The sequence below is a fragment of the Porphyromonas bennonis DSM 23058 = JCM 16335 genome (assembly GCF_000375645.1).
In the GTDB taxonomy this organism is placed as follows: Bacteria; Bacteroidota; Bacteroidia; order Bacteroidales; family Porphyromonadaceae; genus Porphyromonas_A; species Porphyromonas_A bennonis.
The window spans coordinates 57,527-83,729 of the sequence record NZ_AQWR01000003.1 but is presented as its reverse complement, the minus strand read 5'-3'; the positions used below and the strand labels follow the sequence as shown (position 1 = coordinate 83,729).

The 26,203-nt window shown below is 55.0% G+C and carries 19 protein-coding genes; 8 read left to right on the top strand and 11 right to left on the bottom strand.

Annotated elements, in window-relative coordinates:
• Window position 1: 1 nt before the first annotated feature.
• The 11 genes from wecB to B088_RS01245 form a co-directional block, all read right to left on the bottom strand.
• A complete protein-coding gene (gene wecB, locus B088_RS01300) occupies window positions 2-1,180 on the bottom strand; it encodes a non-hydrolyzing UDP-N-acetylglucosamine 2-epimerase (RefSeq protein WP_018106602.1) in 1,179 nt (392 codons plus the stop codon).
• 8 nt (window positions 1,181-1,188) lie between these two features.
• Window positions 1,189-2,400, bottom strand: coding sequence for a polysaccharide biosynthesis C-terminal domain-containing protein (locus tag B088_RS01295; protein ID WP_018106601.1), 1,212 nt, complete (start codon window positions 2,398-2,400; stop codon window positions 1,189-1,191).
• 13 nt (window positions 2,401-2,413) lie between these two features.
• Entirely contained in the window at window positions 2,414-3,487 is a 1,074-nt protein-coding gene (locus B088_RS01290) for a polysaccharide biosynthesis protein (protein WP_018106600.1), read from the bottom strand.
• Between the two features lie 14 nt (window positions 3,488-3,501).
• Window positions 3,502-4,797: a glycosyltransferase family protein gene (locus B088_RS01285; protein WP_018106599.1), complete on the bottom strand. Its 1,296-nt coding sequence runs from the start codon at window positions 4,795-4,797 to the stop codon at window positions 3,502-3,504.
• 1,370 nt (window positions 4,798-6,167) lie between these two features.
• Window positions 6,168-7,472 (bottom strand): oligosaccharide flippase family protein, encoded by a 1,305-nt coding sequence (locus B088_RS01275; protein WP_018106597.1) that lies wholly within the window; start codon window positions 7,470-7,472, stop codon window positions 6,168-6,170.
• A gap of 230 nt (window positions 7,473-7,702) precedes the next feature.
• Entirely contained in the window at window positions 7,703-8,230 is a 528-nt protein-coding gene (locus tag B088_RS01270; RefSeq protein ID WP_018106596.1) for a hypothetical protein, read from the bottom strand.
• Window positions 8,202-8,666: an AAA family ATPase gene (locus B088_RS01265; RefSeq protein WP_018106595.1), complete on the bottom strand. Its 465-nt coding sequence runs from the start codon at window positions 8,664-8,666 to the stop codon at window positions 8,202-8,204. The genes B088_RS01270 and B088_RS01265 overlap by 29 nt, the downstream gene beginning before the upstream one ends.
• A 134-nt stretch (window positions 8,667-8,800) precedes the next feature.
• Window positions 8,801-9,538, bottom strand: a complete 738-nt coding sequence (locus B088_RS01260; RefSeq protein WP_018106594.1) for a hypothetical protein — start codon at window positions 9,536-9,538, stop codon at window positions 8,801-8,803.
• A 676-nt stretch (window positions 9,539-10,214) separates the two neighbouring features.
• Window positions 10,215-10,721, bottom strand: a complete 507-nt coding sequence (gene nrdG / locus B088_RS01255; protein WP_018106593.1) for an anaerobic ribonucleoside-triphosphate reductase activating protein — start codon at window positions 10,719-10,721, stop codon at window positions 10,215-10,217.
• A gap of 5 nt (window positions 10,722-10,726) precedes the next feature.
• Window positions 10,727-12,961, bottom strand: coding sequence for an anaerobic ribonucleoside-triphosphate reductase (gene nrdD, locus B088_RS01250; protein WP_018106592.1), 2,235 nt, complete (start codon window positions 12,959-12,961; stop codon window positions 10,727-10,729).
• A 312-nt stretch (window positions 12,962-13,273) separates the two neighbouring features.
• Window positions 13,274-13,633: an Ig-like domain-containing protein gene (locus B088_RS01245; protein WP_018106591.1), complete on the bottom strand. Its 360-nt coding sequence runs from the start codon at window positions 13,631-13,633 to the stop codon at window positions 13,274-13,276.
• Between the two features lie 1,150 nt (window positions 13,634-14,783).
• On the opposite strand from B088_RS01245, the gene polA reads away from it, so the two are divergent.
• The 8 genes from polA (at window position 14,784) to murC (ending at window position 26,196) form a co-directional block, all read left to right on the top strand.
• Window positions 14,784-17,570 (top strand): DNA polymerase I, encoded by a 2,787-nt coding sequence (polA, locus tag B088_RS01240; protein ID WP_018106590.1) that lies wholly within the window; start codon window positions 14,784-14,786, stop codon window positions 17,568-17,570.
• A 195-nt stretch (window positions 17,571-17,765) separates the two neighbouring features.
• Window positions 17,766-18,764: a tryptophan--tRNA ligase gene (gene trpS, locus B088_RS01235; protein ID WP_018106589.1), complete on the top strand. Its 999-nt coding sequence runs from the start codon at window positions 17,766-17,768 to the stop codon at window positions 18,762-18,764.
• 52 nt (window positions 18,765-18,816) lie between these two features.
• Window positions 18,817-19,308 (top strand): DUF3127 domain-containing protein, encoded by a 492-nt coding sequence (locus tag B088_RS01230; RefSeq protein ID WP_018106588.1) that lies wholly within the window; start codon window positions 18,817-18,819, stop codon window positions 19,306-19,308.
• Between the two features lie 272 nt (window positions 19,309-19,580).
• A complete protein-coding gene (locus B088_RS01225; protein ID WP_026170414.1) occupies window positions 19,581-21,572 on the top strand; it encodes a tetratricopeptide repeat protein in 1,992 nt (663 codons plus the stop codon).
• A gap of 7 nt (window positions 21,573-21,579) precedes the next feature.
• Complete coding sequence (locus B088_RS01220) at window positions 21,580-22,248, top strand: DedA family protein (RefSeq protein ID WP_018106585.1); 669 nt, start codon at window positions 21,580-21,582, stop codon at window positions 22,246-22,248.
• Between the two features lie 6 nt (window positions 22,249-22,254).
• The gene (locus tag B088_RS01215) at window positions 22,255-23,661 is read left to right on the top strand and encodes an FtsW/RodA/SpoVE family cell cycle protein (protein ID WP_018106584.1); all 1,407 of its coding nucleotides are present in this window, start codon (window positions 22,255-22,257) and stop codon (window positions 23,659-23,661) included.
• Window positions 23,662-23,672: 11 nt separating this feature from the next.
• Complete coding sequence (gene murG / locus B088_RS01210) at window positions 23,673-24,809, top strand: undecaprenyldiphospho-muramoylpentapeptide beta-N-acetylglucosaminyltransferase (protein WP_038973804.1); 1,137 nt, start codon at window positions 23,673-23,675, stop codon at window positions 24,807-24,809.
• The gene (gene murC, locus B088_RS01205) at window positions 24,796-26,196 is read left to right on the top strand and encodes a UDP-N-acetylmuramate--L-alanine ligase (RefSeq protein WP_018106582.1); all 1,401 of its coding nucleotides are present in this window, start codon (window positions 24,796-24,798) and stop codon (window positions 26,194-26,196) included. The genes murG and murC overlap by 14 nt, the downstream gene beginning before the upstream one ends.
• The last annotated feature ends 7 nt before the right edge of the window (window positions 26,197-26,203 follow it).

Here is a 26,203-nt window from a genome sequence, read left to right as displayed (position 1 = left end):
TCTAAAACTTGCGCCATACCATTCGATCCACTATGCCGGTATAGCTCTGGATGATTTTTACCACCTTATCCGACACATTCTCATCCACATAGGTAGGCACAGGGATCCCTTGGTGACCATTCCGATTCATCTCCACGGCCACATCTACCGCCTGTAGTAGGCTTTTTGTATCTATGCCGGCAATGATGAAGCACCCCTTGTCAAGCGCCTCAGGCCGCTCCGTCGAGGTGCGTATGCAGATGGCGGGGAAGGGGTGACCCACACTGAGGAAAAAAGAACTCTCCTCCGGGAGTGTACCGCTATCTGACACTACTGCAAAAGCATTCATCTGAAGGCAGTTATAGTCATGGAAGCCGAGTGGCTGATGCGCTATGACACGAGCATCGAGCTGGAAGCCGGATGCTTCCAGCCTCTTGCGTGAGCGTGGATGGCAAGAGTAGAGGATGGGCATATCGTACTTCTCTGCCATTTTATTGATGGCGGAGAAGAGACTTAAGAAATTCTTCTCACTATCGATATTCTCCTCTCGATGTGCACTCAGGAGGATATACCTACCTTTTTCAAGTCCAAGCCGCTGATGTACGTCCGAGCTTTCTATCTCTGACAGATTGGCACGAAGTACCTCAGCCATCGGAGACCCGGTGACATAGGTACGCTCCTTAGGGAGACCACAGTCATGCAGATAGGTTCTCGCCTGTTCACTATAAGCCATATTGACATCAGAGATAATGTCTACGATGCGGCGATTTGTCTCCTCAGGCAGATTCTCATCCTTACACCTATTCCCCGCCTCCATATGGAAGATAGGGATATGCAACCGTTTCGCCGGTATGACGCTCAGGCAACTATTGGTGTCTCCCAGCACTAAGACAGCATCCGGCTTAGTAGCAGACATCAATTTGTATGAGGCATCGATAATGTTCCCTATGGTTGACCCCAAGTCATCTCCCACAGCCTCCATATAGACCTCAGGCTCGGCAAGATTGAGATCACGGAAGAAGATTCCATTGAGATTGTAGTCGTAATTCTGCCCGGTGTGAGCCAGAAGCACGTCAAAGTAGATCCTACACTTAGTGATCACCGCAGAGAGGCGTATGATCTCGGGGCGTGTACCTACAATTATAAGCAACTTGAGCTTCCCATTATCCTTGAAGCGAGTGTCTGAATAGTCCTTTTTCATAGTCTCAGTTAATTCTTGGGTTCTACCGGCTCAGCAAAGGTATCAGGTAAGTCAGGATTAAATAGTTCATTAGCCCACATCACAGTCACGAGATCCTCTGTCTCTGAGAGATTGATGATATTGTGGGTATATCCGGGAAGCATATAGACCGACTGAATGTGATCCCCGGACACCTCGTACTCGATCAGCTCATCCGTGCCAATCATACGCTCTTGTATCAGGGCATGCCCCTTCACGACGATGAAGAGCTCCCACTTTGAGTGGTGCCAGTGCTCACCCTTAGTGATCCCGGGCTTACTGATATTGATGCTTACCTGACCCGTTGTAGGTGTGCGGATCAGTTCGGTGAAGCATCCACGATGATCCGTATTCATACTCAGATCATAGATAGCTTTCTCTCTCGGGAGGTAGCTTAAGTAAGTACTGAAGAGTTTCTTCGCAAAGGACCCCTCCGGGATGCTTGGGATCAGGAGTGTCTTGGGCAGGTCACGGAAGCGCTCTAGAAGATCCACTATCTCACCGAGAGTGACTCGATAAGTGACGGGGCAGTAGCAATAGCACCCCTTAGGAGAGGCAATGGGAGTCAATCCACCGTAATCGCAGCGGTGAGGTCTCCCCTGCATCGCCTCGATCATCTCTGAAACTAAGTCATCAATGTAGAGCAGCTCGAGCTCCGTGGTGGGATCGTTGACCTGAATAGGCAGGTCCTGCGCCATATTGTGACAGAATGTAGCTATCACGGAATTGTAATTGGGGCGACACCACTTCCCAAAGAGGTTAGGAAATCGATAGACGAGCACATCAGAGCCGGTCTCTTTGCCGTAGTCAAAGAATAGCTCCTCGCCGGCCTTCTTGGATCGCCCATAGTCGCTCTCCGCATAGCGTCCTATGAGGGTAGCTTGTATAGAGCTGCTGAGCATCACAGGGCAGTGATTATCATGATCCCTCAGGGTATCCAAGAGTGTAGAGGCGAAGCCGAAGTTTCCCTCCATAAATTCCCGCTCGTCCTTAGGGCGATTGACCCCTGCGAGATTAAAGACAAAGTCTGCGTCGGAGCAATATCTATCCAGGTCCTCACGAGTAGAGTCAATGTCGTACTCATATACCTGATCCACAGACAGGTCACCATAGTGGCGAGCCTTGCCATCACGAATATTCTTCAGCTCTTCACAGAGATTTCTCCCCACGAAGCCCTTGGCTCCTGTTACTAGTACCTTCATTTCCTCAGAGAGATTACTCACTTACGATCTCAGTACTCCTAGTAGCTCCCTCTAGACCGAGGTCCACTCGCACAAAGCGAAGTTCCTTGAGCAACTCCTTCATCTCCTCGACAGATAGCCTCTCAGTGTTGTGTGAGTGGTAGTCATTGATCCTTGAGATATCCTGATCTCCCTCGGTGAAGTACTTATCGTAGTTCAGATCCCTTGTGTCACTCGGTATCCTATAGTAGTTACCCATATCAATGGCTCGTGCCATCTCCTCATGAGTTACCAAGGTCTCATAGAGCTTCTCTCCGTGGCGAGTACCGATGATCTTGACATCAGTCTTCTTGTAAGAACTATCTATAGTCCCATAGAGCTCTATCAGAGCCTGTGCAAGCACCTCGAGGGTGGCGGCTGGAGCTTTCTGGACGAAAAGATCCCCATTAGACGCATGCTGGAAGGCAAAGACCACAAGGTCGACAGCATTATCCAGCGTCATCATAAAGCGGGTCATGTTGGGATCCGTGATGGTGATTGGCTTGCCGTGCTTGATCTGATCTACCCAGAGAGGGATCACCGACCCACGGCTCCCCATGACGTTACCATATCTGGTACAGCAGATGGTGGTGGCAGCATCGGCCCCAAGGGATCGCCCCTTAGCTATAGCCACTTTCTCATCCAGCGCCTTCGTCATACCCATCGCATTGATAGGGTAGGCAGCCTTATCTGTAGAGAGTACGACCACACTCTTTACCCCATGAGCCACGGCGGACTCGATGACATTATGGGTGCCGAAGATATTGGTCTTCACCGCCTCCATGGGGAAAAATTCGCAGCTGGGCACCTCCTTAAGTGCCGCAGCATTGAAGACGTAGTCCACACCGGTCATTGCACCATCCACGGACTCCCTCTCTCTTACGTCTCCGATGTAGTACTTGATCTTATCCGTCTGATAGCGGTGACGCATATCATCTTGCTTCTTCTCATCGCGTGAGAAGATACGGATCTCCTTGATGTCTGTGTCCAGGAAGCGCCGCAGGACAGCACTCCCGAACGAACCTGTACCTCCTGTGATCAGGAGGGTCTTGTCTGCAAATACACTCATGAGTTCTGTAGTATTTATATGTGTTTATTTATGATTGTCTGAAATTTATCGCTTTGATCTTCTGGGTCAAACTTACGAATAGCAACTTCATATGCCTTTCTTGCAAGTTCCTCTCTAAAATTAGATGAAGATATTAGATTGTGCACCTGTAAGATCTGATCTCTGCTGGGAGATCTGCTATTCACATGAACTCCACAACCATTTTCGGTAATAAAGTACATTGACCCAATCTCTGAGGGCCCATATGCAAGGATAGGGCGAGACATGATCATGTACTCAGTAATCTTTGTGGAGAATGATAGCATCGTCAAATTAGTGTACCGCCTTTTATCACTCTCCACGAGAAGGAGGATGTCATGCTCCTTTATGGAGGACTTCATCTTCTCTTGATTTAGACCATTGTGTAGTATTATGCCAGATTCATCAAATTTCCTAATTGTCTTACTAGTCGTTGGAGAAAAGGTATACACATCCAGAATTACTTTGACCTCTTGAGGGAGATCAATTTCTCTCAGCAGATTTGCAAGGGATATTAGTTGTTCATCTCGACCAAGTGCAAGGCTACCGTAATAGCCAATAGTCACTACAGAGCCGTCCCGAATCGCCTTGTTATATGAGAAGGGTAGGAAAGGAACTGTATTTCTTAGAATAGTGGAAGTAATCTGATATTTATCGTCATATACTTCCTTCATACGCTCGCTAATGACAAAAACATTTTCGCTGTTATTGAACAGCTTTCTTGCTGACTTAGAGAGAAAGCGGTGGTGTAGCCATTTAAGCGGACTAGTGAGACGAGGTTTGTTATAAACCAGATAATCGTCAGTGACGTATACAAGAATGGGTAGATTGAGTTCAGAGGCCAGATAACGTGTAACTGACTGAGAGAATATAGCATCACCTGATAAGTAGAACAACACTCCAGGATCTTGCTCCTTTATCCAAGACAGAAGATGCTTACTCTTAAATCTGAAGAGTATGAGCCAAACGATCTCCCGTAACCAAATAGTAATGATATTACGTTTCCCTAATGGCTTATGAGAATGCGAATTATTCCGAATTCCTGCTTCAGAACCTGTTCCCACTATCTCATGCCCAAAGGGGCGGTGGTGAATAGCTGAATTGACTAGGTCTCTATCGGAGATTAAAAAGTACTTGTCTGCGACTCCGTCTGAAGAAGGCATCTCTCGAGTAGAGATGAAAAGCTGAGCGATACGGTTTTTCCCAATACTTCCAAAGATGGCACTTAATGTTTTTCCATTATTCTGTGTCTCAGAAAAACAATTATGGCTGAAAACGATTATCTTTTTCATGGAAAAAACATTCTTTCTAGTCTTCGGTACCACGATGGGTTGAAAACGAGAAAGACACATAAAATGACCATCAATATATTAGAACTCGAGGATGAGATAAAGTTACCTACTGAGAACGACGCCATTTGAACCAAAATAAAAAACAGCATACAGACATAAATAGTATTGTCTGACTTGCGAAATTTGTCGTCCAGCACGTGGGTAAATTTGCCTAAGAGATATATGAAGGTCAATGAGAAAATCAGACCAAAGCGCTCAATCAATAAGACAATATCCGGAACCCACCTAACTCCAAAATTGATATAGGTCCCATCAAGAAGCTCTTTCGTATTGTCTGGTGAGAAAAAAATGGGTGTCCCCATTGGTACGAGAAGCGAAATAAATCCCTCTATTGACTGCAACCACAGATCATTAAAACAATGGCTAATATAATAGAAGCCGAACATGAAATAGCTTGAAAGGGAACGTAGTACATTAAATAGCCAGGGGAAATTGTTGGCCAGAAATGAGTCTTGATCAAGCACAAATGTTTCTCCTTCTGTACTAGTTACAATGATACCATCCTCGTATCTCATGGCTTTGAAATGGTCGAAAAGAAGATATGCGAGAATGGGTAGAAGTGACAATAGAACTAATTTCCGTCTAGATTTCTTGTCCGGATTCTTCTGGAAGGCAAATACCACACAAAACATTAGAAAACAGGCCAGCTCAAATAATTCTAGGGAGGTTCCTCTCGCTAACCCTATCGTCAGAAATAATAGAAAAAGTATAGTGACTGGTATAACCACCTTTTTGGACATCTGACGGTGTGAGATCAAATGTAATGTTACGCAGTAAAATCCTAGCTTCAGGATTGGATAGATTATTATATATGGGAGTTTTTCAAGACTGAATGTAGCCAGCTGATTTTCTGCGAAGTGCCTCTGATATGTGTAATACAAACTTTCAGCGCCAGTTTGATTCAGCAGAAGAGACGAGAACACAGTTAAGATACTATTCCCAGTATAGAAATTGATATATAGAGAGACGAATATAAATGTTATCAGGGTAAGTAGCCACAATGAGCGGAGTTTCACCTTTTCCTCACTCTGTTTTTGCCCTCTGTTAGATGTTATTGGCGATGTAATCCTCTTTCTTGACTTATATCCAAAATAGAATAGACCAAATATCAGACAGTGCAATACGTAGGCATAGAGCTGGTATGCACCCGGATATGTTAATGGCGTGATCACGGAGAGTAGTAGCTCTGCCAAAAATATGAAAAGTGTGATTTTTAAAAGCGATCTCATTTTTCTTACTATTATTCACTACACTTTGGATACTGCTCACCTTTCGGGATCATTATCTATAGGCACTTCTCAATTCAGTAGTTACTGTGTATGACCGTTCTTGTTCAATAAATTAAGTCGACGTGCCATCCAATAGAGAAATGACACCTCCAGAATTCCTGCGAGCACGACAATCACGGATAATCCCAGAATGCTAACGTCAGAGAGATAGGCGATCCCAACACCTACAGAGATGATTCCAAGAGAAATTAATTGGTTGTAAAAAACCTCTCTGTTCTTTCCATTCGCTGTCAAAACCAGCTCTATGAAGAAACCTGATATCAGCCAGGTTGGAACCAATGTTGATAGAACAATGAAGAGAGGAAGGACAATTGATTCAATTGGGCCATTGCCCATTATCCATATTATTGGCTTAGCTAGCAAAATCAATAGAGCTGTTATGGTGATTCCTAATACAGACTCGATCTTCAATAGTTTCCATATTTTTGTCTGAGTATAATGTCCACTGATTGAGGGGAATAGTGCAGTGTTGAGTTGTTTTGCAAGGAATGTAACATTGCTGACAATCTTCATTGAAAAATCGTATCCCGTGAGAGTGGTCATTCCAAACATATTGCCAATCACCAAGTTTAGCCCTGCCGACTTGACTGTGAAGAGCATATTCGAGAGGAATAGTGGTGTTGACTCCTTAAGCAGCGAAAGACATTTTGACACCGAATATCCCACAATTAAAAGTTTCTCCTTCTTCGCAATATATATAAAGGATAGCAGGGAAAAAATGATCATATTAATCGAGACAAGGAGGGCATAGAGCGTTACATCGGATGCATCGATGACTAAGAAGATGATGGCAAGAACTAATAGTATCTTGGTGATCACCTGTATGTTAAGATAAGGACGGGTATTCTGGATGCCTATGTAGTACCAGCCTGGCATGAAAATATATGAGACGACCACGAGAAAATTTGCCCAGAGGAGTGGTCGTAGAGGTTCTAGAGACTCGATGAAGAGAGCTATGGGCGAAAAGATTAGTAAAGCAAGCAAGGCCAAATAGAACTTGCTGGACACCATTAGAGAAGTGATCCGCGACTTGCCCTCCAGGTCATCATCACGGTCGTAGATCGCCAGGTAGCGCGTCCCGATCATATCCAGTCCATAGGTGACTAGCGTGGTGAAATAATTGACGATCGAGAAGGCATAGACATATGTCCCGTAGGTCTCAGCCCCCACTCGGCGGATGAGGATGGGGTAGATAATCAGATGGAAGGAGGAATTGAGGACATTGATCAGCCCAAGAGAGAGAAAGTTCTCGAGTATGAGTCGGTGCCCCTTGGCTGTGGACCAAAGTCTCCGGAGCGGATTATTATGCGACGAGAGTTCACCCATTGACTATCCTATGGTTTATAGCCAATGTATCTCCACGCCAGGAGTCCCGTCCCCCCTTGCTCCTGCCTAAGAAAGTGTCCCTCTCTCGCCTCATGGTGTCATGTTTGTTATTATCGCCCCAAAGATACCACATTTATTGGTGTTGCGGTAGGGCAGGGGGTGGGGTGCGAATCGAGAGGGGTGCAACCCCTGGCAGGTCGCCGAAATAGAGGACAGTTGCTCGGCCACACCTATACGAAGAGGGTATGAATGAGCTCGGAGACCTTCATGGCGCGTAAGGGGAGGTCGGATGCGCCACACGTAGGGTAGCGCCGGTGGAACTTGCGAAGTGCCGGGCCGGCATCTCTATCCGAATAGATCACATCGGTCTGCTTGTCAACCACAATATCTGAGGCACGCTCATGTATGATAGACACTGTGCTGGACACCTTTCCCTCAATCTTGCTCACACTCGTATTGCGCGAGGCCTCTCTCAGCTTGCACTCTATCAGCCGCGCCTTACGACCCTTAACCCCCACGACGATATCCACACTTCGACATTTGTCACCACCCCGACAGCGATCTCGTACCAGAGCGTCAAAGACCACAACCGGCTCCGAGTGTCCTCCATCCGACGAGGCGCCCTCCCTCCTCAGGACGTGGGACAGCTGCTCACTATGGCCGAGCATGCTGATGATCAGATCGGTGCTCTCCCTGTCGTACTGCCGAACAGGGAGCTTATCACCCCTCTCACTCCTTATCCTCTCCGTCCCCTGCATACTGATCCATTTTTTCGTACGAGATATTGTAGCAGTCGAAGATCTCTCCAATATCGTTGCCGATGTTCCTAAAGGTGTAGCCTCCTCCGCCCTCTTCCTCGGATGACTCAGAGAGATAGAAAGAGAGACCCTTAGTTAATGTCTCGCCGTAGTACTCATTGGCGATGCGATAAAGTGCCTGTACGAAGTCCGGACTATGGCTGGCGATGAGGAAGCGCACGCCGAGCTGATGGTGCATCAGCAGTATGATCCTCGCATACTCTACGATCCACTGGGGATGGAGGTGCGCCTCCGGCTCGTCTAAGACGAGAACGGTCTGCCTGTGTATCAGACCTCTCTTGAGAAGACACTGTAGTATGGCAAAGCTCTTGATCCCTGTCGCTACCTCAGAGATGGGATAGCTGTTGCCGTCCTTGCCGATGAAGAAAGACCGCATCTTACGACTGGTCCCCTGCTCATGGCGTGGTAGCTTGATCGACCCTCCGGAGACCGCTTCGATAGTCTCCAGTACACACTGTGTCTCCTCGGATGCCGGAGCGGCAGTCCCCTCCTCTTCGTAGAAAAGCGGGATCAGCTCAGCGGCAGCCTCCCCTCCTCACCCTGTGAGATCCGAGGCATCATCGTGATCATAGGGGTGTCGATGTAGAAGATGTGGTCCAGCGAAGAGAATTGACCAAGGGTCTTACGGTGAGGTCCCAGGATCACGGTCTCCTCCTCACTGACACTGATATGCTCCACGAGATCCTCCTCTGCTCCGGGGAAGTCGCTTCGGAGACTGCTGACGAGAGGGGTCACGGGACGATCAAGCAGATCCTTATTGTATCGGCGGTAGATCTGCCCCACTTTCTCATCAAGCTCATCAAGTGTGTGCAGATAGACCTCACGTCGGTTGATGGTCTTACCCATCAGCTTGCCGAGGCGCTCACGATCAACCTTCTTGACCTGCTCCCCAAAGGCAAAGACCTCTTTGATCACCGTGATGCAGTCGTGGATGTCCTCCTCTCGCTCGAAGATATCCTCCTTACTCAGCAGGGCAGAGAGGGGAAAGTGCGGTTTGGTTAGTAGCTTGGCTCCAAGTCCAATAATATTCTGGTACAGGAAAGTAAGGATCGGGAGGAGCTCATTGAAGAGCGAAGTCTCCAGAAGGCTCTGGTACCCATTGGCGTAATATCCGACGTAATAAAGAAGCCTACTGATGGTGCTCTTTCCGGACGCATTGAGTCCCGAGAGTACGGTGATACCCTCAAGGTCGATCGAGGCCTCCTTGATTGCGCGAAGATCTCTGATCTGTACGTTTATCTTAACCATGGCTTTTACAGGATTTGTTACACCCGGGTCAAAGGTACCTTTTTTCTCTGTGAAATAAAGAGATAAAGAGAGATTGGTCAGGGGTGACGCATTTGAGCATTGGGGTAAACATATACCGGGGGGCTCATCTGTGAGGCACCCGAAGGGTGCTCGCTCCATAGGCATCGGTCACCGCTTCGCGGATGACCGATGTACAGAGCCCCATCCCTACCCCTCGACCCCTTGCGGGTCGCCGAACAGAAATTCCCTTTTCCGGCGACCCGCAAAGGGGGTGCACTCCCCGGGCAGGCTTGATAGTGCGACGCCCTGGCGGGGTCGAGGCGGAAGAGGGAGATCCATCGTTTCCCGAGGTCTTCGTCGGGGCTACGCCCTTCCTCGACCACTGGCTACGAAAAACGCACCTCTTCGAGGTGCCTCCCGTCTGATGCGCTATCATATCAGACGAATCGGACGGGTCAGACAGGTCGGACGGCACGAATGACACTGGGTGTGTATCTGAGAGAGATCCACCTCCCCGCGTGCCGATCCCGCAGGGGGCGGCGTACCGGGCTGGGGTCCAGCTGGCTAAGGTCGGCGAATTCTTTTACCGGTATTAGATTTTTCTAAACCCGATATCAGTGTCGACTATTACCGGTAATAGGGATGACTAATATCGGGTTTAGTCCGGGGGTGTCGACTAAGCGGGATCGTAGAGGATCGGGGTGCCGGCGGCGAGAGAGGGGCGGATGGCGATGATCCGCTGATTGGAGCTGCCGCAGAAGCGGAGCCTCAGGTCCTTAAGTCTCGCGACGAAGCGTCCGTCCACGAGGATATCGCAGAGCTCGAGGAGGCGCCTCCGCTCGGGGTCCGCCACGATCTGCTCGTAGGTGTAGCCGGAGTAGACCCAGATCGTCTTGCCCTCCGGCAGAGTCCGGCGTATCTCCTCCACCACCGGCACCAGCCCGGGGCTCTGCATCGGTTCGCCCCCGAGGAGCGTCAGCCCGGCGACATTGGGGTCGCGGAGGTAGTCGATCACCCGGGCGGTCGTCTCCTCGCTCCACTCAGTCCCGTAGGTGGGATCCTGGTAGAGGACGTTGAAGCAGTCAACGCAGTGGAGTGTGCAGCCGGTGACGAAGACGGAGGTGCGTATCCCCTCGCCATTGGCCACGTCGTACCGGCGGATCTGTGCGTAGTGGAGAGACATCTCTACTAAATGTGCAGTACGCGGGACTTGATCTCCTTTGTCCGCCCTTCGTTCCAGAAGTTTTCTCCGAGGTAGCCGCAGGTTCGGCGGATGACGGTGAGCTTGGAGCGGTCCTTATTGTGGCACTGGGGGCACTCCCACTCGTTGTCGTCATTCACCTTGATCTCGCCGTCGAAGCCGCAGACGTGGCAGTAGTCGCTCTTGGTATTGAACTCCCCGTAGGTGATGTGGTCGTAGATGTAGCGGATCATCGTCAGCACGGCGGGGATGTTATTGGTCATATTGGGGATCTCGACGTAAGAGATCATGCCTCCGGTGGAGAGGTCCTGAAACTCGCTCTCGAAGTCAAACTTCTCGAATACACTGATCGGCTCCCGCACATCGACGTGGTAGCTATTGGTGTAGTAGCCCTTGTCGGTGACGTTCTCTATAGAGCCGAAGCGGGCGAGGTCGATCTTCGCAAAGCGATTGGTGAGGCTCTCGGCGGGCGTGCCGTAGAGGGCAAAACCGAGTCCGGTCTCCGCCTTCCACTCATCCACCGCCTGTCTCAGCCGACGCATCACCCGGAGGGCAAATCGATGTCCCTCCTCGGTCGTGTGCGGCTCTCCCGTCACCAGCATAGAGGCCTCGTAGAGACCGATGTAGCCGAGCGAGATGGTGGCGTAGCCCCTCTGGAGGTAGTCGAAGATCCTCTGGTGCGGCCTAAGCCGGGCGATCGCCCCGTACTGCCAGTGGATCGGCGAGACGTCGCTGGTGACGTCCTTCAGCAGCTCGTAGCGGAAGAGGAGCGCCCGCTTGCAGAGCTCGAGTCGCTTCTCGAGGATGGTGAAGTAGCGCTCCTCGTCCCGACCGGAGAGGATCCCGATCTGGGGAAGGTTGAGACTGACGACGCCCATATTGAATCGGCCGTCGAAGACATACTTTCCCTCCTCATCCTGCCAGGGGGAGAGGAAGCTGCGGCAGCCCATCGGGGCAAAGACGTTGCCCTTATAGATCTCCCGCATCTTCTTCGCAGAGATATAGTCGGGGTACATGCGGCGGGCGGTGCACTTCGCCGCCAGCTCGGTGAGGTAGTAGTACTTGCTGTCGGGGTGGACGTTGTGCTCGTCGAGGACGTAGATGAGCTTGGGGAAAGCGGGCGTGACGTAGACGTCCGACTCATTCTTGATCCCCTCGAGCCGCTGCCGGAGTATCTCCTCGGTGATCAGCGCCGCCTCCCGCTCGTACTCGTACCCGGGCCGGAAGTACATGAAGAGGGTGACAAAGGGCGCCTGCCCATTCGTCGTCATGAGGGTATTGATCTGATACTGGATCGTCTGGATGCCGTCCTTCACCTCCTTCTTCGTACGCTTCCACGCCACCTCCTTAGCCTTCTCGAGGTTGGGCTCTATGCCGTAGATCTTCTCCTGGTCATCGAGGGCGTACTTAAGATACTTGTCGAAGCTCCGTCGCACGTAGGGCGCAAGGATGCGGTCGATGCCGTTGATCGACTGACCGCCATACTGACCCGAGGCGACCTGGGCGATGATCTGCGTCGTGATGGTGCAGGCGACCTGGAAGCTCTTGGGGCTGTCGATCTTCTTCCCATTGATGCAGGTGCCGCGGTGAAGCATATCCTCGAGGTTGATCAGGCAGCAATTGAACATCGGCTGGATAATGTAGTCCATGTCGTGGAAGTGGATCGCACCGCTGTCGTGCGCCATCACGATGTCCGCCGGCATGAGGAGGCGGCGGGCGATATCCTTAGAGACCTCGCCTGCGATCAGGTCGCGCTGCGTGGAGACGATCTTGGCGTCCTTATTTGAGTTCTCGTCCATCACGCCGCGGTTGGTCTTATTGAGGATGCCAAGGATGCTGGAGTCGTTGGTATTGCTCTGGCGCTTAAACTCCTGCACCGACCGGTAGCTCTCGTACGCCTTGGCGGTGGCGATGTTGCCGTACATCGTCAGCTTGTAGTAGACCATCTCCTCGATGGAGTGGATCGTCATCGGTGTGCGGACGACGGCGGCATAGCTCTCTATCTCGTCGGCGATCTGCGCCGCCTGACCCGCCTCGTAGATCCCCGAGGAGGAGTTCATCGCCTTCTCGATGGCGATGGTGATCTTGCTCTTGTCGAAGGGCACGCGCCGTCCGTCCCGCTTGATCACCTCGAGTAAGGTGGTTACTGAGTCGTGACCTGAAGGTGTCGAGGACCTGACATCTTGGGAAACTTTTTCCTCCTGAAGCATGGTGGTCTCCATATGTAAAACGCTGATATGAAGTGTATTAATAATTTTATCGTAGCGAAAAGTGGGAAACTCTCTATTCCTATTCGCCGACTAAGTTAGCCAAAGTTGTCCACTAAAACTATGACAAAAGTCCCAAGAATGTCTGACTTTTTGTCCCTTCTCGCTCCACATCAGCACTTGTCGCAACCACTTCGGAGGATCGGAAAAGTGTTAAAGTCCACGGATCTCTCCAAAGTGTCATCTCCGGATGACAACCAATAAAAAAATGCCACACCAGGAAGGTGCGGCATTTTTTCACAGAAGGGTTGGTGAGTAATGTATGAGTTATTTCTTAGTTTCCTTGACGGTGATGGCGCAGGAGGCGGAGGCCTTGCCGCGCGAGGCAGTAGCGGTTACCTTGGCGGTACCGGGCTTGATGCCCTTGACGGTGCCGCTCTTGTCCACAGTGGCGACCTTCGGGTCGCTGCTCTGCCATAGGATGGTGACGCCCTTGAGGTTCTTGCCCTTGAGGGTAGCCTTGAGCGTCTCGCTCTTGCCCACCTCGATGGTCTTGGCGGAGGCGTCGAGGGAGACGGTGATCTGGTCCGGATTGACCGGCTTATTCTTGTCCTTGCAGCCGGTGGCACCGAAGGCGGTGAGGAGGGTGATGGTGGCGAGTGCGCCGACCTTGAGTAGTGACTTCATGATGTCCTAAAAATTATTGTGTGAGAAATAAAACTAATCTTCGGGTCAGAGGCGGCGACCTCATCCCCTTACACCTACCTAACAACGCTCCTCCCGAAATACTGCACAGAGGAGGGTCTGGGCACAGCGGAACCGATAGAAAGGAGCATCGGGGGGAGGCACCCCGGAGGGGTGCTCGCACTAACGATCTGACTCAGGGAGTGCGACCCCTGGCGGGGTCGGATATTAAGGAGCCGTCGAAGGTAACCCGGGGTCTTCGGCACTACGTGCCTCGACACCCGGTCTAAAAAGCGCTGATCCCTCCGGGGCTACGCCCCTGCGGGATCAGCGGGCAAAGAGGGCCTTAAGATACATACCGGGTGTCTATCGCGCCATCCGATACGTCCAAAATATAGCACGGTAGGCGGGTGGCAACCCGATAGGGGTGCTCGTTGTTTCGCCCGGGTGTCGAGGGGCTTAGCCCCGAAGACTCCGGGAAATGGATGCGTTGGGGAAGTGTCGCGACCCCGATAGGGTGTCGCACTGATTGAGTAGGCGGCTGCCAGTGCGACGCCCTGACGGGGTCGGATTTTTAATGGATCGAACGTAACCCGGGGTCTTCGGCACTTCGTGCCTCGACACCCGGTCTAAAAAGCGCTGATCCCTCCGGGGCTTCGCCCCTGCGGGATCGGGGTGACGCATTTGAGTAGCACAGAAATCCATCAACTCATTATGAAGGAAGGGTGGGGAACGAAGCACCCCTTGTGGGTGCTCGTTGTTTAGCCACGAGGTCGAGAGGCGTAGCACCGAAGACCCGTGGACCGGGCATCGCAAGTAATCGCGACCCCGCAAGGGTGTCGCACCGGTTGCCTGACTCCCTTATAAGTGCGACACCCTGGCGGGGTCGTATATCTTTCCCGAGCTCTTCTTTCCCGGAGTCTTCGGGGCTGCGCCCCTCGACATCCGGGCTAAAGACCGGCGATCCCTCCGGGGCTTCGCCCCTGCGGGATCGGCAGGCGGGTGCATTAGGAGAGGAATCTCGCACCGCAGATCTCCTCTGCATAGCGGTAAAGATCAAATGCGTCACCCCTGCCCTGCGGGATCGTCAGGCGAAGGGTCCGGGTTATTTTTGGTACCTTTTCCTATCCAAATCAATTAGGCGCAATTATATATGACTCAGCAGACTCCCACACGACTCTACCTTATCGATGCCTTCGCGATGATCTATCGGGGCTACTTCCCCTTTGCCAATCGTCCGATGCTCAATCGTCGGGGCGAGGACACCTCCGCCGTGCTCGGATTTATCAACACCTTCGACAAGATCCTCGAGGCAGCAGAGGGACAGTACCTGGCGGTGGTCTTCGACCCGTCGGGGGGGACCTTCCGCAGTGAGGAGTACGAGGAGTACAAGGCGCAGCGGGCGAAGCAGCCGGAGGCGATCACCTTTGCCCTCCCCTACATCCGGGAGATCATCCGGGCGCGTGGCGTGCAGAGCTACGAGGTGGAGGGCTACGAGGCGGACGACGTGATCGGGACGCTGGCGACGCACTTCTCGGCGGCGCACCCGGATCTGGAGGTGCTGATGGTGACGCCGGACAAGGACTACGGTCAGCTGGTGTCGGAGCGGGTGCATATGCTGTCGCCGGGGAGCTCGGGGAGCTTCGATCGCTTGGGACCCGGCGAGGTGGCGGCTAAGCACGATCTCACGGACGCATCGCAGGTGCGCGACTATCTGGCACTGATGGGCGATGCGTCGGACAACGTCCCCGGGGTGCCGGGGGTGGGGAAGAAGCGTGCCGCTGATCTCCTGAGGACGTACGGCACCATCGAGGGGATCTACGACCATATCGGGGAGCTGAAGGGGAAGATGAAGCAAAACCTGATCGACTATCGGGAGCAGCTCGACACCTCACGCCGTCTCGTCACCATCGTCACCGATGTGCCGATAGAGGTCTCCATAGAGGAGATGACCCGCACGACCGAGGACAGGCAGCGGCTGGTGGAGATCTACGATGAGCTGGACTTCCGGTCCAAGAAGAAGGCGCTCCTCGAGGAGTCCCCGACACCCGCGCCGCAGAGGTCCCTCTTTGACCTCGCTCCGGAGGAGCTGTCGGAGCCGCTCGAGGACAAGTCGGTCGGGGACATCACGACGGTGGAGCACAGCTACACCTTAGTCTCCGGCGAGACGGAGATGAGAGCGCTCCTTGAGGCACTCTCCGGCGCCGAGGCCTTTGCCTTCGACACCGAGACGGACGGTCTGGACGGTATGCAGGATCACCTCGTCGGGATCTCCTTCGCCGTCCGACCCCACGAGGCGTGGTACATTCCCCTGCCGGAGGAGATGGAGAAGGCGAAGGAGCTGCTGAGACCCCTTGCTCCCTTTTTTGCCGACGCGGAGAAGGTGAAGGTGGCGCACAACGGGAAGTTTGACCTCAAGTTCCTCGCCCGCTACGACATCCACGCCGTCCCTCCGCTCTGGGATACGATGCTGGCGCACTACCTGCTGGATCCGGAGTCGCGTCACGGGATGGACTATCTCTCCGAGACGCTGCTGCGGTACCGCCCGATCCCGATCGAGCAGCTGATCGGGAAGGGACGGAAGCAGCGGACGATGCGTGAGGTGGATCCGAAGGAAGTGCTGCCCTACGCCGCGGAGGATGCCGACGTGACGCTCCAGTTCTATCACCACCTCTCGCCACAGATGGAGGAGGAGCACCTGAGGTCACTCTTCTACGACATCGAGATGCCTCTGATGGGCGTGCTGCTGGAGATGGAGCAGGCGGGAGTGCGTGTCGATGAGACCCTCCTCCGCGAGGCTATCGGCGAGATGGAGCAGGCGCTGAAGCGACTGGAGCAGCAGATCTACGACTCTGTGGATGGGTATCCGGTCAATATCAACTCCCCTAAGGAGGTGGGTGAGCTCCTCTTCGATCACCTGAAGCTGCTGTCGAAGCCTAAGAAGACCCGAACCGGTCAGTACTCCACCCGAGAGGAGGAGCTGGAGAAGATCCGCCACCTGCACCCCGTCGTCGGGCTGATCCTCGACTACCGCGGTCTCTCCAAGCTGCTCAGCACCTACCTGATCCCCCTCCCCTCGATGATCCACCCCGAGACCGGACGGATCCACACCACCTACCACCAGGCGAAGACAGCGACCGGTAGGCTCTCCTCGAGCGACCCCAATCTGCAGAATATCCCGGTGCGAGATGAGCAGGGACGGGAGATCCGCAAGGCCTTTACCGCCAACGATCCCGAGGCCGGCGATCTCTTCGTCAGCGCCGACTACTCTCAGGTGGAGCTGCGGCTGATGGCGCACCTGAGCGGCGATCCCTCCCTGATCGACGCCTTCCGCCACGGGGCGGACATCCACGCCGCCACGGCAGCGAAGATCTTCGGAGTCCCTCGCGAGGAGGTGACCGGGGAGATGCGGCGTCGGGCAAAGACGGCAAACTTTGGGATCATCTACGGTATCTCTGCCTTCGGTCTCTCCTCCCGGCTCGACATACCGCGCAGCGAGGCGGCCGCACTGATCGATGGCTACTTCGACTCCTTCCCCGGCGTGAAGCGCTATATGGATGAGACGATCGAGCGAGCGCACCGAGACGGCTACGTGGACACCCTCTTCGGCCGCCGGCGCTACATACAGAACATCAACTCGCGCAACCGAAACCTCGTCGCCAATGCGGAGCGTATGGCGATCAACGCCCCGATCCAGGGTACCGCCGCCGATATCATCAAGGTGGCGATGGTCCGGGTAGCGCACCGTCTGCGGGAGGAGGGCTTCCGCTCGCAGATGATCCTGCAGGTGCACGACGAGCTCTGCTTCACCGTCCCCGCCGAGGAGCGGGAGCGGCTGATGGCCATGGTAAAGGAGGAGATGGAGCAGGTGCTGCCCTCACTCAGCGTCCCGCTGATCGCTGACGTCGGTGTGGGGAAGAACTGGCTCGAGGCGCACTAACTCCCTTTTATCACACCAGATGAGGTGGTGGGACCGCCTCCGCCGAGACCCTCGCCGACCGGTCAGGATCGCTGAGATGGAGGGCGAGATCTGTACCGCTTTTTTAGTACCTTTGTCCCACGTCGACAGGGTCTGGATCACCCCGGTAGCACTACGACCCTAAGGCGACCGATTAATACTCTAATAGATAGATCTATGCATACCATCGTAAGCGGCATACGTCCTACCGGAAACCTCCATGTGGGGAATTACTTCGGGGCTGTCATCAATTTTCTTAAGCTTCAGAATGAGGAGAAGTGCTACTTCTTCATCGCTGACTGGCACTCCCTCACGACAGCACCCCACCCCAAGGACATCATCGCCAACGACTATACCATCCTGGCGGAGTACCTCGCTTGCGGTCTCGATCCGGAGAAGTGCACCATCTACATGCAGAGCGACGTCCATCAGACGCTGGAGCTCTATCTCTACCTCAATATGCTCGCCTATATGGGTGAGCTGGAGCGGACGACGACCTTTAAGGACAAGGTCCGCCTGCAGCCGGATAATGTCAATGCCGGTCTCCTCACCTACCCGACGCTGATGGCTGCTGACATCCTGCAGCACCGCGCCTGGGGCGTCCCGGTCGGCAAGGATCAGGAGCAGAATATGGAGATGGCGAGGATCTATGCCAAGCGCTTCAATAGCACTTACGGGGTAGACTTCTTCCCCCTCCCCAAGTCACTTGCCAGCAATGGAGACAGTGCGGTGAAGATCCCCGGACTCGACGGCTCCGGCAAGATGGGCAAGAGCGAGGGCAATGCACTCTACCTCAGAGACGACGAGAAGACGATCCGCAAGAAGGTGATGAAGGCGGTGACCGATGCCGGTCCTCAGGAGCCTCACAGCGAGATGCCGGAGGTGATCCAGAACCTCTTCACCTTCCTGGAGATCGTGTCCGACAAGGAGACAAATGACTTCTACCGCGCGGCGTGGGACGACTGCTCGATCCGCTATGGGGATCTGAAGAAGCAGATCGCCGAGGATCTCAATGCCTTTATCGCCCCGATACGCGAGCGGATCGAGGAGTACAGCAGCGACCGCGCCTATCTCGAGAGGGTGGCGACCGCCGGTGCCGAGCGAGCTCGCGAGAGCGCCGAGGCGACCCTCAGAGAGATACGCAGTATCGTCGGCTTCCCTCCCTACCGAGGATGAGCCACGACAGTGAGACCATAATTACTACACAACCTTATAACATCAAGAGAAAATGAACGAGGGACAACTGACAGGTACCATCATCAAGATCCTGGAGCCACGTACGGGAACGAGTAAGAACACAGGCAAGGACTTCTTCGTCCAGGAGTATATCGTGGAGACGCAGGAGGAGTATCCGACGAAGGTCCACTTCTCCATCTTCGGAGAGGACAGAGTGAGGGGATACAACCTGCAGCAGGGCGATGCCGTGCAGGTCTTCTTCTACGTCAATAGCCGCGAGTACAACGATCGGTGGTACACCGACATCCGTGTCCGCAACATCGTCAAGATAGACCCGAGCCAGATGGCCGCTCCTCAGATGGGGACGCCCTATGGGCAGCCTATGGGCAACTATGGTCCGCAGCCACAGGCTCCTCAGGGCATGCCCGGGTACGGTCAGCAGCCGCAGGGTATGCCCGGCTACGGACAGCAGCCGCAGCAGCCCTATGGTCCTCAGCAGGGTGACGGCGGCAACGGCGGTGGCGTAGACGACCTGCCCTTCTGACACATCGGACCTGACCGACCGCCGGTGAGTGGTCGGCAGCCTACTCAGGAGATCGAGTAAGTAGCGGAGGGAGCTCCTTTGGGAAAAGTGGCTCTCCACCGCTTCGATTATACTCTGAGTCCTGTCAGGAGCAGCTGAGCCGATGGAGTGAGGGGATGAGCCCCCTCTCCGATCGGTCTCACGACAGGATAGATGATAAGACAAAGAGGATGACCACACACAGACTCCCCGATGGAGGGGAGATGAGCAAGTGAGATGTAATAAAACTTAGTATGGGATACAAAGAGGTAATGGCTCTCCGACAGGAAGGTGATCTGGAGAGTGCTGTAGAGGTGGCTCGGGAGGACTACAAGGCATCACCCAATCAGTGGTCCTCATCGGCACTCTTCTGGGTGCTGAAGGACGTCGCCACGGGTGCGATAGAGCAGAGGGATATCAGCACCGCTGCTGACGCGGTGGCTGAGATGGAGACGCTGGTCGATGGGATGGGCGCCACCGCACCGATGGCGGAGGAGTCTCTCATCTCTCTTCGTCAGAGTGTCGTGCCGCACTTCGGCGAGCTGAGCGAGCTGCTGACCGGATACCAGAAGGAGAAGAACCCCTACCACAGGAGGGATCAGGTCCGTCAGACCTTCGACAAGGTACTCAGCTGGCACAATACTCCAGAGGGACTCCATAAGGCTCTCCACCCGAGGGTGGCTCAGGTGGTGAGTGACTTCTTCGACTTCCGCAATAAGTACATCACACTCGACGAGGTGCGTCAGGCACTGGGTATCTATCTGAGCCTCGACATAGAGAAGCCCTCGGCTCTTAACTCCAAGATCCTCGACCAGGTGCTCCGGGTGAAGGGACTCTTCCGGGAGCACTTCGACTTCACCACCTTCCTCACTAAGTGGGATCCCGCTAAGTCACTCCGATCGGAGGACTGGCAGCGGGGCGGAGGCAAGGGACGCAAGGAGCGGAGCCAGGAGAGCTCCTCGCTTGTGGATCGCGCCCTCATCACCTCCATCGAGGAGCTGATCGACCGGCGGGAGAGTCCCGTGCCGGAGATGATCTACGAGCTCTTCACCGGGCTGCAGAGCCTCTATCCCGATGACCGCCTCGTTAAACTTACCCAGGCTAGACTGCATCTACTGGAAGGGGAGCGGGAGACCGCACTCGAGGAGTACCTCCGGGTACTGCTGATATACACCCAGCCGAGGATCTGGGGCGAGCTGGCCTCACTCCTCGGCGATGATCCGGAGCTGGAGGCTGCCGCTCTCGCCAAGACGCTGAAGGAGGAGACGGACGACTATGCGCCCTACCTCCTCACGATCCGACTACACTACGCCAAACTGCTGATCGATCGGGGAGCCTACGACAAGGCTCTCCGCGAGCTGCGCATCATCGCACAGATCGCTGGAGAGCGGGGACGGAAGCTGCCACAGAGCTTCGACAAGATGATGGAGCTGATCCCTGAGGGAACGGTGGAGGATAAGGAGAATAAGGCACACTACATCCTCGATGCCAAGCCGGCAGAGGCCTATGTCTATCGATCCCTGGCCGCCACTCCTATGATCGTTATGGACGTGATCGCTCTGAGACTCAAGCAGCCGATGCGACAGGTGGTGCCTATGCTGAAGCTGAGTAGCCCGGAGGGGCGGGTCCTGCTGACCAATCCCACAGAGATGGGTCTGCCGGAGGGGGATCTGAGAGGGAAGCTCTTCGACGTCAAGTTTATCGAGCCGGAGGACAGTCACGCAGTAGTGGTTCACATGGAGCCGTCAGAGGCAGATCCTCGGGAGCTATTCCCGCTTCGGGTCGCCTACATCACCGGCTACAGCCAGGGGATGCACTCCTTCCACCTCGTAGACACAGAGAGCAAGCACCACTACCTACCGGGAGACGAGGAGGACTTTATGATCGGAGACTTCGTCAGTTTCATCCTCCTCTACGACACGGTTCGCAAGCCCTCCCCCAAGCGTCCGGCTCAGCAGCGGGCACTTCTGATCGATCCCTGCAGGATCGACCCGATGGAGGCTCTCGCCTCCTTCCCTCTCGTCCCTGCCACGGTGATCGCCACAGAGGACGGTCGCGTGACGATAGAGACGGACGATGGAGTCACCGGAACCTTCTCTCAGAGTCTCTCTCCGATCGAGCTGACGGAGGAAGAGAGGTGCACGCTCCGAGGATTCGTCTTCCGCAAGAAAGACCGCTTCACCGGCGAGCAACGCTCCTACTTCGTCACGCTGTCGGTAGAGCCACTGCCGGCGGACCAGCTCTGATCGTCGTATGGAGAGCATTCCCTTCATCGCCTGGTGCCTGGAGCATCTCAATTACCTCACCATCACATTGCTGATGGCGATAGAGAGCTCGTTCATCCCCTTCCCGAGCGAGATCATCATACCGCCGGCGGCCTACCTCGCTGCTAGCACGGGGGAGATGAGTGTGGTGGGGATACTCTTCTTCGGTACCCTGGGAGCGCTGATCGGTGCGACAGTGAATTACTTCCTCGCCCGCTGGCTCGGTCGGCCTGTGGTCTATGCCTTTGCCGGGAGTCGGGTCGGAGCCTTCTTCCTCCTGAGCGAGGAGGGGGTGCGCCATGCGGAGGAGTACTTCGTCGAGCATGGTAAGGTGGCGACCTTTACCGGGCGGCTGATCCCGGGTATCCGCCAGCTGATATCCCTCCCGGCGGGTCTGGCAAAGATGCCGCTGGCTCCCTTTTACCTCTACACCGCTCTCGCCGCAGGGCTGTGGAATGCAATACTGATCGCCATCGGGTGGTACCTGGAGAGCGTGGTGCCGATGGATCAGCTCAGCCCCATGGTCTCACGATACAGTACGGAGATCGGGCGAGTCATCATCGCCATAGTGGTGATCGTCCTCGGCGTGATGATGTATCGTGCACACCGGCGCAAGCCGCTTGAGGAGAGTCTCGAGGATAAGGATAAGAAGCAGTGACCGAGGATGACGGACGAGAGACTAAACACTGTGCCTGAGGGCGAGGAGCAGGGGACTGCCGCTGGGATCCACTGGGCGCGGTGGGATCGGCTGTCCAATCTCTTTGTAGGAGACAAGGGGATCTGGATCGTGACGATAGCGCTGATGCTGATCAGTATCATCGTCGTCTTCTCTGCCGTGAGCCAGGAGGCATTCCGTGCAGAGAATAGCGGGCAAAACTTCTTCGGTCAGATACTCAAGCACCTGATCCTGGTGATCTGCGCCTTTGGGATCATCGTCCTCGGGTCACACGTACCGAGTCGGTACTACCTCCGCTGCTCGACGATCGCCTTTGTCTTCTCCCTCATACTGCTGATGCTGGTGCCCTTCATCGGCATTGAGATCAATGGCGGTAAGCGGTGGCTCAAGATCTTCTTCCTCACCTTCCAGCCGTCGGAGCTGACGCGACTGACGCTGATCAACTTCACTGCCAGCCTGCTCCGCGGGAGTGATGAGCAGCACTCCTCACTGCGGGTCTTCTGGACCATCATCATCGCCACCGGCATCACCTGCCTGCTGATATTTATGGAGAATATCTCGACCGCCGTCTTCCTCGCCCTGATCGTCTATCTGATGATGTGGGTCGGGGGAGCTCACCGGAAGAGTATGCGGTGGCTCACCCTGGGAGGACTGGCGGCGGTCACTCTTGTGATCCTCGTGGTGCTGCTGGCTCCGAAGGGATCGGTGATCGATATCGGGCGAACCTCCACCGGATACAGCCGCCTGACGGGATTCTTCGAGAAGATCGGCAGGCCGATAAACGAGGAGACCTACGACGATATCATGGGCAACGACTACCAGGTGGTGGCGGCTCAGAAAGCGATTGCCAACAGCAATGTGATCGGCAAGGGACCGGGGCAGAGCGAGCTGCGGCAGTTCCTCCCCCAGGCCTTCTCCGACTATGTCTACAACGTTGTGGTGGAGGAGTACGGCATCATCGGTTCGGCCGGGCTGCTGATCCTTTACCTCGTCTTCTTCTTCCGCTGCGGTATGCTGGCCAAGCACTCCCGCAGTATGTACCGTACGCTCGTGCTGATGGGCGTGGGGATCCTCGTGACGACACAGGCGATGATGAATATGGCGGTGGCGGCAAACCTACTTCCGGTCACAGGACAGACACTCCCATTCATCTCTAAGGGGGGCTCCTCCTACATCATCACGGCGATCTACTTCGCCATCGTGCAGAGTATCGCTCACGATATCAATAAGAACCGTCTCTATCAGGATGCCGTAGTCTCGGGCAGCGCCACCCGCATCATCGACCTGGAGGAGGTGCCGGAGATGGAGGAGGAGATACAGCTCACTGATCAACTCACCAAGCTACAGAAAGAAAAACTCCACCGGGAGGCTTCCGGCGGAACAGCTCATCTATAGACAGACGCCTCATGGATAACGAAAAAGCAACTACAGAATTGTACCGGGTCATCATCAGCGGTGGTGGCACCGGCGGACATATCTTCCCGGCACTCTCCATCGCAGATGAGATCCGGAGGCGATTCCCCAAGTGCGACATCCAGTTTGTCGGCGCTGAGGGTCGTGCGGAGGCGAAGCGGATCCCAGCAGCGGGCTATCCGATCCACCTCCTGCCGGTACGCGGACTCTCCAGCGGTGGAGGGCTCAAGCGCCTATTCTCGATCATCCCCTTCACCACCCAACTCTACAAGAGCACGAAGCAGGCTCAGGACTTCGTCCATCACTTCGATCCTCAGGTCGTCGTCGGGGTGGGCGGATATGCCAGTGCGCCGACGCTGATCGCCGCTAACAACTTCGGTATCCCGGTGGTGGTGCAGGAGCAAAACTCCTACGCCGGCAAGGCCAATAAGCTGGTGGCAAAGAAGGCGAAGTGTGTCTGTACCGCTTATCCCCATATGCGGCGCTTCTTCCCCGACACTCCGGAGATCGTCCTCACGGGCAATCCGATACGCCACAGCCTGATGGAGATCGAGCGGAAGAGTCGGGCGGCGTATGCCACCTTTGACCTCGTCCCGGACAAGAAGACATTGCTGATCCTCGGGGGCAGCCTCGGAGCCGGATCCATCAATAAGAGTATCCTGGAGTCGCTCTCTCAGCTCGCCTATCGGGAGGATCTGCAGGTAATCTGGCAGTGCGGGCAGAACCACTATGCCGCACTGGAGAGTCAGGTGCGGGACTTCGACTCCGTCCACCTGATGCCCTTCATCAGCGAGATGGATCACGCCTACTCTATCGCCGACCTGGTGATCTCACGTGCCGGAGCCGGTACGATCTCCGAGCTGACCGCTCTCGGTCTCCCGATGATCCTCATTCCCTCCCCCAACGTTGCTGAGGATCACCAGACACACAATGCTCAGTCGCTCGTCGATCGGGGAGCGGCACTCCTCGTACCGGACGCCAAGGCTCAGACCGACCTCGTACCGACGGCACTCGATCTGCTGAGCCATCCGGAGCAGTGCGAGCGGATGGCAGCGGCGGCCAAGGAGCTGGGACTACCCGATGCCACACAACGTATTGTCGATGAGATCCAGCGCTATGCCAGACCGTAACCCTACAGAGAGGAGAGCGATCTTCTTCATCGGCATAGGCGGGATCGGCATGAGCGCCCTCGCCGAGTACTTCCTCTACTACGGCTACACCGTCGGAGGCTATGACCATGTGCGGAAGCCTGTCTCGGATCGGCTGGAGGCGCTGGGGGCTCAGATCCTCTACGACGACAACCCTGCACTGCTGCCTAAGCCCTTCCACGCCGATGCGAAGGAGCTGACCGTGATCTACACCCCGGCTATCCATGAGGACAATAGACTGAGAGCCTACTACAGGGAGCATGGAGTACCGCAGATCAAGCGGGCAGAGCTGCTGGGGCAGGTGACCCGGAGACACAAGGCACTCTGCGTCGCCGGCTCGCACGGCAAGACAACCACCTCCTCGCTGCTGGCTCACCTGATGAGACAGTCCCACCTGGGGGTCAATGCCTTCGTCGGAGGACTGATGCTCAATTACGACTCCAATAACCTCCTCCTAGATGAGAGCAGCGACTATGTGGTAGTAGAGGCGGACGAGTTTGACCGTTCCTTCCACCGTCTCACGCCCTACGCAGAGATCATCACGGCGACAGAGGCAGATCACCTCGATATCTACGGCACAGCGGCCGAGTATGTCGCTGCATTTGGCACCTTCGTAGGGCTACTTCGCCCGGGAGGGTTCGTGATCGCCGAGGAGGCGGCACAGGTATCCCGGGACGACCTCCCCGAGGGCTGCCGACTCTACCGCTACGGCGCATCGGAGCAGTGCGACTACCGATACGATCGGATCACCTACGAGGAGGATCGGCTCTTCTTTGACCTCCATACGCCCAACGGCGTGCTGCGCCACCTGGAGCTTGGCACGCCGATACGGATCAATGTCCTCAATGCCACTGCTGCTATTGCCATGGCACTCCTCGTGGGACTGACCGAAGAGGAGATCCGCCCCGCACTGGCAGACTACCGAGGGACTCACAGACGATTTGAGCGAACGCGCATAGGCATCGACGGACCGGTGGTGATCGATGAGTATGCCCATCACCCGGGAGAGGTGCGTCGCTCACTCCTGTCGATCCGAGAGCTCTACCCGGAGAAGCGGATCACGCTCGTCTTCCAGCCCCACCTCTACAGCAGGACGAGGGACTTCATGGAGGACTTTGGCAAAGCGCTCTCCACGGTGGATGATGTGATCCTGGCACCGATCTACCCGGCACGCGAGGAGCCCATCTCCGGCATCACCTCAGAGGCGCTCCTGGAGCGTGTCACCTCGCCTCATAAGTGCGTCGTCCCGCTGGAGTCACTGCCATCGGAGCTGGAGCAGCACTCCTTTGACGTACTGGTGATGATGGGGGCAGGGGATATCGAGTTTGAGATCCCCAAGGTGATCGCCCATCTGAGAGAGAAAGGGTAAGAAAAGG